This window comes from Ruegeria sp. AL11 (genome assembly GCF_056540865.1).
On the sequence record NZ_JBQFXO010000006.1, the window covers coordinates 135510 to 149720 of the forward strand.

Annotated in this window: 14 protein-coding genes; 6 read left to right on the forward strand and 8 right to left on the reverse strand. The window is 55.4% G+C overall.

All coding sequences use genetic code 11. The features are described 5' to 3' along the window. Positions 1-122: 122 nt before the first annotated feature. The 3 genes from ACR0IP_RS11440 to ACR0IP_RS11450 all read right to left on the reverse strand — a co-directional run bounded on the left by ACR0IP_RS11440 (position 123) and on the right by ACR0IP_RS11450 (position 2780). Complete coding sequence (locus ACR0IP_RS11440) at positions 123-1391, reverse strand: sensor histidine kinase (protein ID WP_170690799.1); 1269 nt, start codon at positions 1389-1391, stop codon at positions 123-125. Between the two features lie 74 nt (positions 1392-1465). Continuing rightward, a complete protein-coding gene (locus ACR0IP_RS11445) occupies positions 1466-2125 on the reverse strand; it encodes a response regulator transcription factor (protein ID WP_170642565.1) in 660 nt (219 codons plus the stop codon). A gap of 37 nt (positions 2126-2162) precedes the next feature. Next, entirely contained in the window at positions 2163-2780 is a 618-nt protein-coding gene (locus ACR0IP_RS11450; protein WP_480525624.1) for a PepSY domain-containing protein, read from the reverse strand. 179 nt (positions 2781-2959) lie between these two features. On the opposite strand from ACR0IP_RS11450, the gene ACR0IP_RS11455 reads away from it, so the two are divergent. Next, positions 2960-4075, forward strand: a complete 1116-nt coding sequence (locus ACR0IP_RS11455; RefSeq protein WP_480525626.1) for a hypothetical protein — start codon at positions 2960-2962, stop codon at positions 4073-4075. Positions 4076-4314: 239 nt separating this feature from the next. Here the strand turns inward: ACR0IP_RS11455 and ACR0IP_RS11460 are convergent, their stop codons facing one another. After that, complete coding sequence (locus tag ACR0IP_RS11460) at positions 4315-4503, reverse strand: hypothetical protein (RefSeq protein ID WP_170375770.1); 189 nt, start codon at positions 4501-4503, stop codon at positions 4315-4317. 302 nt (positions 4504-4805) lie between these two features. Between ACR0IP_RS11460 and ACR0IP_RS11465 the strand changes: the two genes are divergently transcribed. From ACR0IP_RS11465 to ACR0IP_RS11485, 5 genes are all read left to right on the forward strand, one after another. After that, on the forward strand, positions 4806-5225 hold the full coding sequence (locus tag ACR0IP_RS11465; RefSeq protein WP_480525628.1) for a hypothetical protein: 420 nt from the start codon (positions 4806-4808) through the stop codon (positions 5223-5225). Between the two features lie 386 nt (positions 5226-5611). Then, complete coding sequence (locus tag ACR0IP_RS11470; protein ID WP_480525630.1) at positions 5612-7126, forward strand: cryptochrome/deoxyribodipyrimidine photo-lyase family protein; 1515 nt, start codon at positions 5612-5614, stop codon at positions 7124-7126. A gap of 2 nt (positions 7127-7128) precedes the next feature. Next, a complete protein-coding gene (locus ACR0IP_RS11475; RefSeq protein WP_170376052.1) occupies positions 7129-7260 on the forward strand; it encodes a DUF2256 domain-containing protein in 132 nt (43 codons plus the stop codon). Positions 7261-7328: 68 nt separating this feature from the next. After that, positions 7329-8492 carry an FAD-binding domain-containing protein gene (locus ACR0IP_RS11480; RefSeq protein ID WP_480525807.1) on the forward strand — a complete coding sequence of 388 codons (1164 nt, stop codon included), beginning with the start codon at positions 7329-7331 and terminating at the stop codon, positions 8490-8492. A 27-nt stretch (positions 8493-8519) separates the two neighbouring features. Further along, the gene (locus ACR0IP_RS11485) at positions 8520-10013 is read left to right on the forward strand and encodes a cryptochrome/photolyase family protein (protein WP_170690793.1); all 1494 of its coding nucleotides are present in this window, start codon (positions 8520-8522) and stop codon (positions 10011-10013) included. Between the two features lie 75 nt (positions 10014-10088). Here the strand turns inward: ACR0IP_RS11485 and ACR0IP_RS11490 are convergent, their stop codons facing one another. From ACR0IP_RS11490 to ACR0IP_RS11505, 4 genes are read right to left on the reverse strand one after another with little or no spacing between them, the layout of a single operon-like run. Beyond that, complete coding sequence (locus ACR0IP_RS11490) at positions 10089-11585, reverse strand: mannitol dehydrogenase family protein (protein WP_170690791.1); 1497 nt, start codon at positions 11583-11585, stop codon at positions 10089-10091. Continuing rightward, positions 11585-12358: an L-iditol 2-dehydrogenase gene (locus tag ACR0IP_RS11495; RefSeq protein ID WP_480525632.1), complete on the reverse strand. Its 774-nt coding sequence runs from the start codon at positions 12356-12358 to the stop codon at positions 11585-11587. Before ACR0IP_RS11495 ends, ACR0IP_RS11490 begins: the two co-directional genes overlap by 1 nt. Next, the gene (locus ACR0IP_RS11500; protein ID WP_170375758.1) at positions 12355-13359 is read right to left on the reverse strand and encodes an ABC transporter ATP-binding protein; all 1005 of its coding nucleotides are present in this window, start codon (positions 13357-13359) and stop codon (positions 12355-12357) included. Before ACR0IP_RS11500 ends, ACR0IP_RS11495 begins: the two co-directional genes overlap by 4 nt. A gap of 12 nt (positions 13360-13371) precedes the next feature. Further along, positions 13372-14202: a carbohydrate ABC transporter permease gene (locus ACR0IP_RS11505; protein WP_068333782.1), complete on the reverse strand. Its 831-nt coding sequence runs from the start codon at positions 14200-14202 to the stop codon at positions 13372-13374. Positions 14203-14211: the final 9 nt, after the last annotated feature.

Consider the following 14211-nt stretch of genomic DNA (forward strand, 5'->3'; position numbering starts at 1 on the left):
TTTGCCATTTTTAGATCGTCGCGCTCCCAAACTATTTGCCGAGTATCAGGACCGATCACGTCTCGTTCGAAGGGCTGGCGCCGTGTGGCGACGCGGTAGGACACTGTCGCCACTTTGCTTATCTATTGGCTATGTGTCTCGCGCCCAATATTCACCTCACAGGCCAAGCCCCCCAGGCGCTTCGATGTTCCAAGTTCCAGCGTTCCACCGTAGGCGGCCAATAAATCAACGGAAATAGGCAGCCCCAGCCCTGTTCCTTTTACAGAGGTATCGAGTCGACCGCCGGAACGCAGAACCTCAAGCCGGGCCTCCTCTGGGATTCCGGGGCCGTCGTCCTCGACGCGAAGTTCGATGCCGCTATCCGTTCGCCTCGCAGTGATTTGGAATGTCGTTCGGCTCCACTTGAGGGCGTTGTCGAGGAGGTTCCCGATCACTTCCTCGATGTCCTGTGGGTCCATGCGAACATGAAGACCAGCCTCGCAATTCGAAACAAGCGTCTTCCCCTCACGTTCCGCCATGACCGAGAACAGCCGAGACAGTCGTTCGACCGAGTTCGAAAGGTCTGTCCTGGAATGCGTTAACTCTCCTGTGTTTGATGCGCGCATGCGCGCGAGTGAACGGCTAAGCTGGGCGTCAATTCGGGTTAGGGCTTCTTCCGCGGGTTCCGTATGTGCTCCGGCGTCTGCCAGTTCCGCCAATTCGTTTCGCAAGATGGCCGTCGGTGTCTTGAGCGCATGCGCCAGATCGGCCGCTTGTCTTCGCGAACCTGAGACAATCTCGCGGTTTCGATGCAGCAGTTTGTTGAGATCTTCCACCAGGGGCGAAACCTCTTCCGGGTAGTCTTCGGGGGTCAGCTCATCGCCTCGATCCCAGCGATGGGCGACATCGGCGCGCAATTTCCGGAGCGGGCCAACAATGGCGGACATCAACAAAAGAGAACTTGCCACTCCGATCAACCCAACTAATCCGAAAACTGGGAGAAGGTATCTTTGCGCAGCGCCGCGTTCGTTGATCAATTCGCTCCTGCTTTCGGCGACAGTTACGCCCCACTCCGTTCCGTCTTCGAACGTGATCTTTTGATAGACGCTACGAATGGCTTCGCTATCTGGACCCGAGGTGTTCCAAATGATTGTTTCGTCATTTCCGCGCGGAGGCTCGGCGATCGTTTCATCGAAGAGTGACGCAGATGTATAGATGGCGCCAGAACCGTCCGTTACTTGCCAATACCGCCCCGAATATGGCGTGCTATAGGCCGGGTCGAATACCAACTGCCGCAGGGTTTCAGGGTCATCCGTGGTGGCGCTGAGGCCAACAACAACCTGCGTGTGCCGGTCTTGTAGCGTTGCGTCGAACTGCTCCAGAACGCGCGTATTGATGTAGGAAAACACCATCAGCGTACCGACCCCTACGGACAGCGCTCCCGAAGCGATACCTCCGAGTAATGCCCGTTGGCGCAACGAGAGCATTAGGCGGAATCAATCATATAGCCGCGACCCCGGACGGTTGTGATCAAATCGGAGCCCAGTTTTTTGCGCAGGCGGGTCACAAATACTGCAATCGTGTTGGAATCTCTGTCGCCGTCATATTCGTAAATGTGTTCCGACAGCTCAGTACGCGACACCATGCGACCGATGTTGTGCGCCAGATAGGTCAGAACGGCGATCTCCTGCGCGGTCAAATCGACAGGTATGCCCCCAACGGTGACCCGACCATTCCGCGTATCCAGAGAAACCTCTCCCATCTCTATCACGGGGTTCAACTGACCGCTCTGACGTCGCAAGATGGCCCGTACCCGTGCCGCCAATTCAGGCATGTGGAACGGCTTGGTCATATAGTCATCCGCGCCGGCATCTAGGCCGTCGACGCGTTCGCTCCAGCCATCTCTGGCAGTCAGGATCAAAACCGGTGTCTTGACGCCCGCGCTGCGCCATTCGCGAAGGACCGAAATGCCGTCACGCTCAGGCAGGCCGATGTCGAGGATGATCATGTCGTACGGTTCAGTCGACCCCAGATGCAGGGCATCTGTACCATTGTGGGCCACGTCGACCACGCGACCTTCCGCACCCAATAGCTTTTTGACTTGCTCACAAAGCTGGGGTTCGTCTTCAGCAAGGAGTATTCGCATATCCAGAGACTACAGCTAAATCAGCGCGATCTTAACTCTAATTTTTTCCACCGCCATTGCCGCCACCGTTGCCGCCGCCATTGCCGCCACCGTTGCCGCCGCCATTGCCGCCGCCATTGCCGCCACCGTTGCCGCCGCCATTGCCGCCACCGTTGCCGCCGCCATTGCCGCCACCGTTGCCGCCACCGTTGCCGCCGCCATTGCCACCGCCATTGCCGCCCGCATTGCTTCGACCTGCACTGTTTCCACGGGTGGCAGAGGCACTCTGACCGTTGTTGCTTTTGGATTTGGTTGAATTGCGTGCGGCTTCTGAAATCTCGCGACCGGTACTCGAGCGGTTTGAGACGACTGTGCCGGTTTCGGCGTTCACGATCACGCTGACGATCTTTCCGCCCGGCTTTTTGACCAGAATACGATAGTAGATCTTGTCTGTTTTGAATGCGCGCGCATCAACAGGGGTTCCGCCGTATGCTTTCTTCACGCCTTTGATGACACGGTTCAGCCGTATTGCACTGCCTGACAACGTCGCCATGCGCAGTTCAGACTGTTTGAGTTCGCGTGCATCTGCCGCCGCTTGTCCCCCGGACAAGGCGGTTAGCAAAGCTGCAACCACAAAAAACGCTTTGGCCTGCATAACACCCTCAAACACCTTCATTGAAGACTACTAGGCCAGACATGAACCGATGATGAACAAGCAGTTAGCCCTGCGTTCAAGCGACCTCAAGTTAAATCAGTGGCAAGGGCTTTGATTCGACTGCGAGTCATACTGCCGAAACACTGTGGTCAACCTCAGCACGCTGATTGCCGTTGCTGAAGGTTTTGAGGAGATTGAAAATGAAAACCACCAAGTGCGGACTGCTAAAAGCTTCGACGATCGCGATTGCCTTGTTGGGGTCCACGGCCATTGTAGCCACCGTCGCAGCTCCTGATTTTGCTTATGCCAAACCAGGCAACGGTAATGGTGGCAGCAATGGCGGTGGAAACGGTGGTGGTAACGGCGGCGGCAACGGCAATGGCGGCGGAAACGGCAACAGCGGCGGCAATGGCGGAGGCAATGGAAACGGCGGCGGGAATGGCAACGGCGCTCAGGGAGATCGCGGAGACAACAGCTCGGCTGGAAATGGTAGCCGTGGCAACGGGGCCGACAAAAGCCGTGGCGGCACCAGAGTCGGGATATTCGGACAAGGGAAAACAAAGTCTCAGTCTGCTCGGTCAGGTACGAAAAAAGGCGGAGGGTTCTCTCTGAAAGATCTGTTCAACGGGAATGGCAAAACCCGCCAAACGACAACCGTTCGAACGCAAAAGGCCAAGGTGCAAAGAACGGTTCGTCAGACTGTCATTGTAGAAGAGTCCAAGCGCCCTGTTTCCCGCACCAAAGGTAATCGTATGGCTGCGCTGCTTGGTGCACATCCGTCCGAGTTGGGTGCCCTGAACGCGGCCAATGCAAGTCCAACGGCCCTCGCCAATGCTGCGCCCAATTCACGGGTTGGCAGAATTGCCACGTACCGCGACACTGTGCTGGCCGGAGAACCCTTGCGTGAGGAACTGGAAGAACAGTTGGAGTTTCTCGAAGGACTGGAAGAGCCAGATCGTACAGTTCAAGAAATCGAGGATGACTTGGAAGTCGCATTGGGTGAGGTTCAAACCAATCGGGACACAGTCGCAGAGCTTGAACAGGCTTTGGAGGACGCGGGCGGTAGCGACCCGGATATCGAAGCACAGCTAGAAGAGGCCCAAGTTGAATTGGACGCTTCGATCGATGAAGCTCAGACTTTGAATGACGAGAGACAGGCAGCCATTGAATACAATGAAGCCGTTGAAGAGGTGGAAGAGCTGACAGAACTTGTTGAAGAGCAAGATCTGGCTGAACGTGAGGCCCTGGAAGCCGCTGCCAACAAGCCTGTCACCGATGCGGTTGAGGAACAGGTCAAAGCGCTGCTGGGACTGTGACCTGAGGCTTACTGGCCATCGCCCGCTTCCACTTCAGGATGAACTGAAGGCTGGAGCGCCGGCGAGCCTTTCGGATACCAAGTTGGCAGGTCGACCTAGTCGGCCTGCTAGGCGCAAACTCTTGATGATTGCGATGCGCAACAAGAAAATCCCGCCCCAATTTGGGGCGGGATTTGTGTTACAATTCCCATGTTTAGGACGATAATCGAGAATTGTCGGGGGGGTCAGCTGATTTGTCTTCAGACGTTCTGGTGAGCCTCGGATAGCCGCTTGTTTTTTATGATCTCTGTCAGTGCGTTTTCAATAGGAGGGAAGCGGCTATTGCTCGAATTCATTGTGGTTTGCAGGCGCTCTTCAGCAGATTCGCTAGAGGTCCTCATCGCAATTTCAGTGCTGCGATCTTCAGTCATAAAGGCAGGCTTGACCATTTTGTTCCCCTTGTTTTCGTCAAACGATGTACGTCTCGTTCGATCCAACTTAGTCAGTATGCCTAAAGTTGTTTGAACCCACTGCGAATACACTGTTCACGTTCGGTTAATGTTGTTTACGAAATAAGAACAAACGAATTGTCCGGCCGTGCGCTCCTTCAATTACCCCATTCCAACTTTGCGGTTTGAAAGGTCGTCAGGTGAGGCTGTCGTGCCAACGAACCATCGCGTCATAGTGGGAGACTTCAGCGGTAAGCCAGTCTCCGCCTATTGCATTGGCCAAATCCCGACGGGGATCATAAATGGAAGACGCAGTTAAAGGAGGCAAATGGATGAAAACGGCTCTAGCAATCACAGCGACGGTGTTCGTAATGCAAACCGGGCCGGTTGCGAGTGCGAGTTTTGACGTCCAGTCTCTTGATCTTAGAAAGACTGTTGGGTCCCACAATGCTATGCATCCTGTTCTAGTGAAATCAAAAGCAGGACATTGCCCACCGGGCTTGGCCAAAAAAGCAGTTCCGTGCGTCCCCCCCGGACAAGTCAAACGATACCGAGCTGGGGATTACATCTACGATGGCTATGTGCGCATCAACGATCCCTACAGATATGGTCTGAAAAGAAACGGATACTATGTGCGGGCCGGAAACTATGTCTACGAGGTAGATCGACGAACGAACGAAGTTCTGAACCTGATCGGTGCAATAGCGGATATTCTCAACTGACTGCCATACGGCTTGTAAAAAAAACTTGGGAGAATTGGCTGATCCGTTTTCCGTCACGTGCGGCCTTTTCCTGCCATGGGCCAACAACCTCAATTGCTACAATGCGACCCGCCAAAACTGACATTCGTTACACCCGCAAGATTGTGGAGTAAGTTAGGTTGCGGACGCGGGCTAAGCCGTCCTTCCATGTCTGGTAAAGAGCGATTTTGTCGCGCTTTATTGCCAGCGATAAAACTGAGGAAAAGCGCAAAAGCGGGCACTACTTGCAGTCGCCGACCTGCAGGCAAAGATGTCGCGATCGCTCTGCAAAATCAGCACTTTTTCTGATCCGTTGCATCCCATGACGCGTATGCACTCAAGGAATGGCTTGGGTGAGGTGTACGGATTTGCAAGTCGTCTGGTTCAAGCGAGATCTCCGTGTTTTGGATCATGCGGCCTTGGCACATGCGGCCAGGGTTGGCCCGGTGTTGCCGCTCTATGTTGTTGAACCCGAGCTTTGGCTGCAGCCCGATGCCTCAGAACGACAATGGAGCTTTGTTTCCGAGACACTTGCGGAATTGCGGGAGGCGACTGCTCAATTAGGACAGCCACTGGTTGTTCGTATCGGGACGGCGATTGAGACACTTACGGAATTGAAAACAAAAGGTTTTCTGGAGGCCCTATGGTCACACGAGGAGACGGGCAACGATTGGACCTATCGCAGGGATCAAGATGTCGCTGCCTGGTGTCGTGACGCAGGTGTCCCTTGGCATGAGATTCAGAACCACGGTGTTATCCGCCGACTGAAGTCACGAGACGGCTGGGCGAACCATTGGGATTCGCAGATGTCGCGACCAACAGAAAAGGCGCCGCAGCTTGCGCCCTTGCCCATAGAGCTTGGTGCGCTCCCAAGCAGCAAAGATCTGGGCCGTGCAGGGGCCGTATGTAAGGGTCGGCAAAGGGGTGGACGTCAAGTGGGGCTGGGGCTCTTGAAGAGCTTTTTGGACAACAGGAGTATTGACTACCAACGTGCAATGTCCAGCCCCTTGAGTGGCGCGACAACATGTTCGCGGCTGTCTCCCTATATTGCATGGGGCGCGATCTCTGTTCGCGAAATTGCGCAACAGACGGAAAATGCGCGACGCACGCTTCCCGCAGGTGCAGGGAAGTGGCAGAAATCGATGCGATCCTTTTCAGCGCGTTTGCACTGGCATTGTCATTTCATTCAAAAGCTGGAGGACGAACCGCGAATAGAGTTCGAAAACCTTCACCCGCTCTATGATGGCTTGCGCCCCAAGGAACCGGATGCGGCGCTTCTACAAGCTTGGTCAACAGGTGAGACAGGGTATCCTTTCTTGGACGCCTGCATGCGATCTCTGCGCGCGACAGGTTGGTTGAATTTCCGCATGCGAGCCATGGTGATGGCAGTTGCGAGCTATCACTTGTGGCTGCATTGGCGTTCACCGGGCCTGCATCTGGCAAGGATGTTCACCGACTATGAGCCCGGTATCCATTGGAGTCAGGTCCAGATGCAATCTGGCACAACCGGCATCAACACCATCCGTATTTACAACCCCGTCAAACAAGGCCTGGATCAGGATCCGAACGGCATATTCATTCGTCGGTGGGTGCCAGAACTGGCAGAGATACCGGATGCACATCTGCATGATCCATGGAACGCGGACAACGCAGGCGCGGTTCTTGACCGAAAATACCCTGTGCGCGTCTTTGACCATCTGGCGGCGGCAAAGGCGGCGCGAGAAAAGGTGTGGGCAGTGAGGTGCGGGCCGGAATTTCGCGATCGAGCGCACGCAATCGCTACAAAACACGCAAGCAGAAAGGCCGAACGCTCTCGTAAAAGAAAAACCAGAACACTGCGGAATGCAGCTCAACTTGATCTACCGTTCGGAGACCTCACGTGAAGATGCGCAAGAAGGCGGATTTTCCGCAAAAGATTTGTCCGGTCTGCCAACGTCCCTTCGTGTGGCGCAAGAAGTGGGAGAAGGTCTGGGATGACGTCAAATACTGCTCGAAACGCTGCAAGGCTGCTGCATGACTTTGGAGGTTCCTGTAGTGGGTAAGGCTTTTGAACAGCTGCAGTTCGAACCTACGCGCGCCGCAGGCATGAAGCGTCTTGAGCAATTTGTGCCCCGCGCTGGACGCGACTATGCGCAAAGTCGAAATTATGACTTTGGCCCCGACCGACGCGGCAATGTATCCACTCTCTCGCCCTGGCTGCGGCACCGCTTGCTAACTGAGGAAGAGGTTCTGTCACGCGTTCTGTCCGCACATGGTGAAAAGGTTGCCGACAAGTTCATTCACGAAGTGTTTTGGCGCACGTATTTCAAAGGCTGGTTGGAGCAACGTCCAAGTGTTTGGTTTAGCTACCAAAGAAACTTGGTGGCGCAATTGGAGCGTTTGGAAAACGATGCAACATTGAATGCGGCGTATCGGGATGCTGTCTCTGGACATACGGGTATCGAGTGTTTTGATCACTGGATGAGCGAGTTAAACGCGACGGGGTATCTCCATAACCACGTGAGGATGTGGGTGGCCTCAATTTGGATTTTCACGCTCAGACTCCCTTGGGAACTGGGCGCAGATGTCTTCATGCGCCACCTTGTCGACGGCGATCCGGCATCAAATACTCTAAGTTGGCGTTGGGTGGCGGGTCTCCACACAAAGGGAAAAACCTATCTCGCGCGCGCCGACAATATCGCGAAATACACCGATGGACGGTTTCAACCCCAAGGCTTGGCCAACGTTGCCGAGCCGCTGGTTGAAGCGACAGATCATCCGCGCTTCGAAATCCGCCCGCAGTCAGAAAAACCCTTCTCAAAGCCGTATCTGCTGCTGGTGACAGAGGAAGACATGTCCGCAGCAGATATCACATCACTTCGCCCCACAGGAGTGGTCGGTCTGCTGGCCACAGATGGTCGTTCGCCTGGTCAGGTCGATGACTTGCCATTAGCTTTTGTCGAACACGCAATGAATAGCGCACTTTCGCCGTTTGGAGAGATTGGACAAGCCAAGGACGATTGGTCCGAGCCCCTGATCAGGGCGGCCCAAACAAACAAAGTTGATACGATTGTCACCCCCTATTGTCCTATCGGTCCGACTCGGGTGCGCTTGGACCGTGCCGAACCAAAGCTGAACGAGGCCGGCATTCATCTGCATCGTATCTGGCGCCCTTATGATGCGCACGCGTGGCCACACGCCAAAGCAGGGTTCTTTGGCTTCAAGAAGAAGATCCCGTCCATAATGCAGCTCCTGAATCTAACCTGCTAGCCGTGTAAACCAAATCGGGAAAACGCCGTGACATATGCTGCAATTGTGCTTCCAAATCAAATTTTTGCAGAACACCCCGCATTTGAAATGCCGCTGCAAAAGGTGATCTTGTTCGAAGATCCGTTGTTCTTCGGGGACCCGCTGTATCCCGCCAAAATGCACAAGCAGAAGCTCTGGCTCCATAGGGCGAGCATGGCCAGGTATCGCCAAGAGCTCGAGATCAAGGGCTTTGATGTTGACCTCTTTGAGTATGAGCGCTCTACCAAAGCTTGCCAGCATTTGTTCGAACGGCTTTCTCTGGATCAGATTTCTCGGGTCGTGATGGCTGATCCCGTCGATTCAGTCGTTGAAAAGCGTTTAAGTGAGGCTTCGCAAGCCACTGGAGTTACCGTTGAATTCCTGCCTTCGCCCGGCTTTCTGAATACGCGTGCCAGCAATCAGGCTTGGTCTGACGGTCGAAAACGTTGGTTTATGGCGGAATATTACAAAAGCCAGCGACGCCGATTGAACATCTTGCTTGAGAACGATCAGCCATTGGGTGGCCAGTGGAGTTTTGACGAAGACAATCGCAAAAAGGTTCCAAAAGCCCTGCTACAAAGCTTGCCTTGGATCGACTGGCCGCAGCACGACGGTGTGGACCAAGCGGCGAAAGACAACGTTCTGTCTGAATTTCCCGACGCGCGCGGACATCTCGATACCCTTTATTATCCAACTTCGCACGCGGCTGCACTGGCGTGGCTTCACCAGTTTTTGGAACGGCGTTTCGAGCAGTTTGGTGACTTTGAGGATGCGATTGTTGAAGGCGAAAGCTGGCTTTGGCATGCCGTCCTTACGCCAGCATTGAACATTGGCTTGATTACGCCAAGGCAAGTCATTGACGCAACTCTGGACCATGCCCAGCGCAAGAATACGCGACTCAACTCTGTAGAGGGGTTTATCCGTCAGATCATAGGGTGGAGAGAGTTCATGCGCGCCACCTATGAAGATTTGGGCGTACGTATGCGCACAACCAATCATTGGCGTCACAAACGACCAATGCCTTCGTCCTTCTATGACGGCACAACTGGGATAGATCCGATTGACGATACGATCAGGCGGATCCTGCAGACCGGCTACTGCCACCACATCGAAAGGCTGATGGTTCTCGGCGGGTTTATGTTCTTGTGTGAAATCAAGCCAGACGACGTCTATCGGTGGTTCGTGGAAATGTTCGTGGACAGCTACGATTGGGTCATGGTTCCAAACGTTTATGCAATGAGCCAAAACGCGGATGGTGGGCTGATCACGACCAAGCCTTATTTTTCAGGATCAAATTACATTCGGAAGATGAGTCATTGGGGCAAAGGCGAATGGGCCGAGATTTGGGACGGCTTATATTGGCGCTTCATTTTCAAACACAAAGACACGCTTTCAAAAAATCCGCGTTGGGCCATGATGTGTCGCACAGGCGATAGGATGTCGCTGGAAACAAAAGAGAAGCATCTGGAAAAGGCCAACTCCTTTCTGGCCGAATTGAACTGAGTGCAACTACGGTTCCGCTCAATGAGCGTTAGGGAAGTTTACGCCCATTGCGCGGCACGACTAGTGTCGCTTTGCCTATGAGGTGGCGTAGTCGGTTACCGCTGCCCGGCAACCAACTTGCCAGATTGCGGTCAGCCAACCGGAAAAAGCTTCTGCAAACCGTGTGTTGTTGGCTAGATCCCCATAGTACTGGCTTTGATCGATCCACATTTTCGGGTCGGACGCGGAGGCCCGAGCAGTGTTTTGCAAATGCTCCCATTTGGGGTCGTTTGGCGTAATTTCCGAACCGTCTTCACGAACGCCTGCGCACATCCGGCACCAGAGCGCTTCGGCCAGAGCCAAACCAGTTAGAGAACGGCCGGAGGCAAGGGCATCGCGCAACGACGGCAGCAAGAACCCCGGATGTCGTGAAGACCCATCAAATGCCACGCGACGTGTCGTGTCGCGGATGGTGCTGTTTGCAAATCGCTTTTCAACCAATCCAAGATATTCAGTTGCCGTGGTGCCTGGAACGGCTTCGACATAGGGCAAGATCTCTACGGATTGAACCTTCTTGAAAAACGCTACGATGTCCGGATCCTGCATGCAGTCTGAAATTGTCGGTACGTTCAGAATTTCCCCAATATTGGCAAGCAGCTGGTGCCCTCCGTTCAGGATGCGCAATTTCATCATTTCATATCCGTGAACATCGTGGGTCATCGTTACCCCAGCCTGTTCCAGGGGCGGTCGCCCGGCACAGAAATCATCTTCGACGACCCATTGCCGAAAATTCTCATGCGAGACCGGAGCGCGATCGTCTATTCCAAGCGCCCTGCATTGCGAAATGACCTGCTCAGTCGTTGCGGGTACGATGCAATCCACCATCGAGTTCGGGAATGCGCCCTCTTGGGCGATCCAGTCGGCCAGGTCCGCGTCGACCATACGTGCCAAACCAACAATGCAGGTTTTTAGAATTGCGCCGTTGCCCTGAAGATTGTCGCAGCTAAGCGCCGTAAACGGGTCCAATCCATTCTCACGTCTTTGCCTGTATGCCTCGACCATCGCACCGAATACTGTGCGTGGCTGGTGCGGGTTCTCGGCGTCGTGCCGTATGTCTTCATGATCCAAGTTGAACATGCCGGTGTTGGCATCCAGAAAATAGCCGCCCTCGGTTACAGTCAGGGACACAATTCGGATAGATGGATCCGCCATCCGGCGGATGAGTGCTGCGTTACCTGCCTCAATCGGCAGATAGTCGATCATCGGGCCTATGACCTCTGCGGATATTCCTTGTGGATCCAACTCGATCAACGTGGTCAGGCAATCCTGCGCCAACAGCCTCTCACGCATCTCAGCGTCGTAGCTGCGCACTCCGGCTCCGATAATGCCCCAATCGTAGGCTTGGCCCTGCTGCAAGAGCTGATGAATGTACCACGCCTGGTGGGCGCGGTGGAAATTTCCAAGACCGATATGAACAATGCCCGGCGTCAGCTCCGAACGCTTATAGTTAGGGGTGCCGACAGTCGCTGGGAGGTCTGCAAGCCTGTCTTGCCGCAGCTGGATCAGAGGGTTTGAGTGTGCCACTGGGTTCATCAGCTCATCCAATTTCCACCGTCGACATTGTAGGTTTGTGCAACGATGTATTTTGCCTCGTCCGAGGCGAGAAACACTGCCATGCCTGCCAAGTCTTCGGCCCGGCCCATGCGGCCATAGGGAACGGCAGCGGCCACTTCGCGTTTCTTCTGTCCCGGCAGTTTACCTTCGTGTTTGGCAAAGAACGCATCGACGCCGTCCCAGTGTTCGCCGTCCACCACACCTGGCGCGATCGCGTTCACGTTGATCCCGTGCGCGATCAGGTTCAGGCCCGCAGATTGGGTGAGAGAGATGATCGCAGCCTTGCTGGCGCAATAAACGGCGACCAGTGGCTCACCGCGCCGCCCAGCTTGCGACGCCATATTGATGATCCGGCCTTTGGTGCCATGTGCGATCATATGGCGCGCGACGGCTTGCATGGTGAACAAGGCACCGGCAACGTTGATGTCAAAGGCACGCTCATAGTCCGCGCGCTCAATCTCGACAATCGGGGCGGCGGTGAAGATCGCCGCGTTATTGATCAATACATCGATCGGGCCGAAATGCGATGCCGTGTGGGCAATGGCGCCGTCGATACTCTTTTGGTTCGTCACGTCCATTTCGACGGCCATGGCGGACGCGCCGATTTCGGCTGCCGCCTGTTGGGCGCGTTCGATGTCGATATCCGCGATGGCAACGCGTGCGCCTTCCGCGACATAGGATTTGGCAAAGGCCAGCCCGATGCCGCGCGCGGCACCGGTGATCAGAGCGATTTTGCCATTCAGACGGGTCATTCGATCCGCAGTCCTTTTTCATCGAAGCGGTGGATGACGTCGGCCCGTGGCGTCAGGTGAATACGATCCCCGTGACGGAACCCAACCTCGCCATCGGCGCGAACCGTGATCGTTTCGGCCAGTCCGGTATCGTGGACGTGGAAGAAGGTGTCCGAACCCAGATGTTCCGAGACGCTGACAACCCCGGACCACTCGCCCTCGGTTTCCGAAACAGCGATATGTTCCGGGCGGATGCCGATGGTTTTAGCGCCATGTTTTGCGGCCTCTTCACCCTCGATGAAGTTCATTTTGGGGGAGCCGATGAAGCCCGCAACAAACAAGTTACGAGGTGTACGATAAAGCTCCAGCGGGCTGCCGACCTGTTCGATCACTCCGGCCTGAAGGACGACGATCTTGTCAGCCATGGTCATGGCTTCGACCTGATCGTGGGTCACGTAGATCATAGTGGTCGCTAGACGTTCATGCAGCTCGCTGATCTCAAGCCGCATGCCAACGCGTAGTGCCGCGTCGAGGTTGGATAGAGGTTCGTCGAACAGAAACGCCGCAGGTTCGCGCACGATTGCGCGCCCGATGGCGACCCGCTGGCGTTGGCCGCCGGACAGCTGGCCGGGGCGACGGTCGAGATAATCGGTCAGGTTTAGGACGCTGGCGGCACCTTCGACCCGCTTATCGATCTCAGCCTGATCCAGCTTCGCCATCCGAAGAGGAAAGGCGATGTTCTTGCGCACGGTCATATGGGGGTAGAGCGCATAGGACTGGAACACCATCGCCAGCCCTCGTTTCGCGGGCGGGACATCGGTGGCATCCGCGCCGTCGATGTCGATAGAGCCCGAGGTGATATCCTCCAACCCTGCGATCAGACGCAGCAGGGTGGACTTACCGCAGCCCGAGGGGCCGACGAAAACGGTGAACTCGCCATCTTCGATGGTCAGGTCCAGCGGTGGAATGACCTGTACGTCGCCGAAGCTTTTGGTCACGGACTTGAGTTGAATACGTCCCATGTGTCGTGTTCCTTATTTCACAGCGCCGAAAGTCAGGCCGCGGACAAGTTGTTTCTGGCTGAACCAGCCGAGGATCAGGATTGGTGCGATTGCCATGGTCGAGGCCGCGCTGAGCTTGGCAAAGAACAGGCCTTCGGGGCTGGAATAGCTGGCGATGAACGCTGTCAGCGGAGCCGCGTCGACGGCGGTCAGGTTGAGGGTCCAGAACGCCTCGTTCCACGCCAGAATGAAGTTCAGCAAAACGGTCGAGGCGATACCGGGGATGGCCATGGGGGTGAGAACATAGAGAATTTCTTCTTTCAACGTCGCCCCGTCCATCCGTGCGGCTTCCAGGATCTCACCCGGAATTTCGCGGAAATAGGTGTACAGCATCCAGACGATGATCGGCAGGTTGATCAGCATCAGGACGACGACCAGTCCTCCGCGTGTATCTAGCAGGCCCAACCGAATGAACAGCAGGTAGATCGGGTAGAGAACGCCGACCGCAGGCAGCATCTTGGTGGACAGCATCCATAGCAGGATGTCCTTGGTGCGCTTGGACGGCACAAAGGCCATCGCCCAAGCAGCGGGGACGGCGATGATGACGCCCAGAATAGTCGAGCCCCCGGCTATGATGACCGAATTCCACAGGAACCGCATGTAATCGGACCGTTCCTGCACGATGGCGTAGTTTTCCAACGTCCAGTTGAAGTTCAGGAACAGCGGTGGGCTGGCGATCGCCTGTGCCTCGGTCTTGAAGCTGGTCAGGATGGTCCAGAGGATCGGGAAAAAGATCAGCAAACCAACGGCCCAAGCGAGGGCGGTATTCAGCGATTTGCGGCGGGTTGTGACAGCGCGGGCCATGTTCTTACC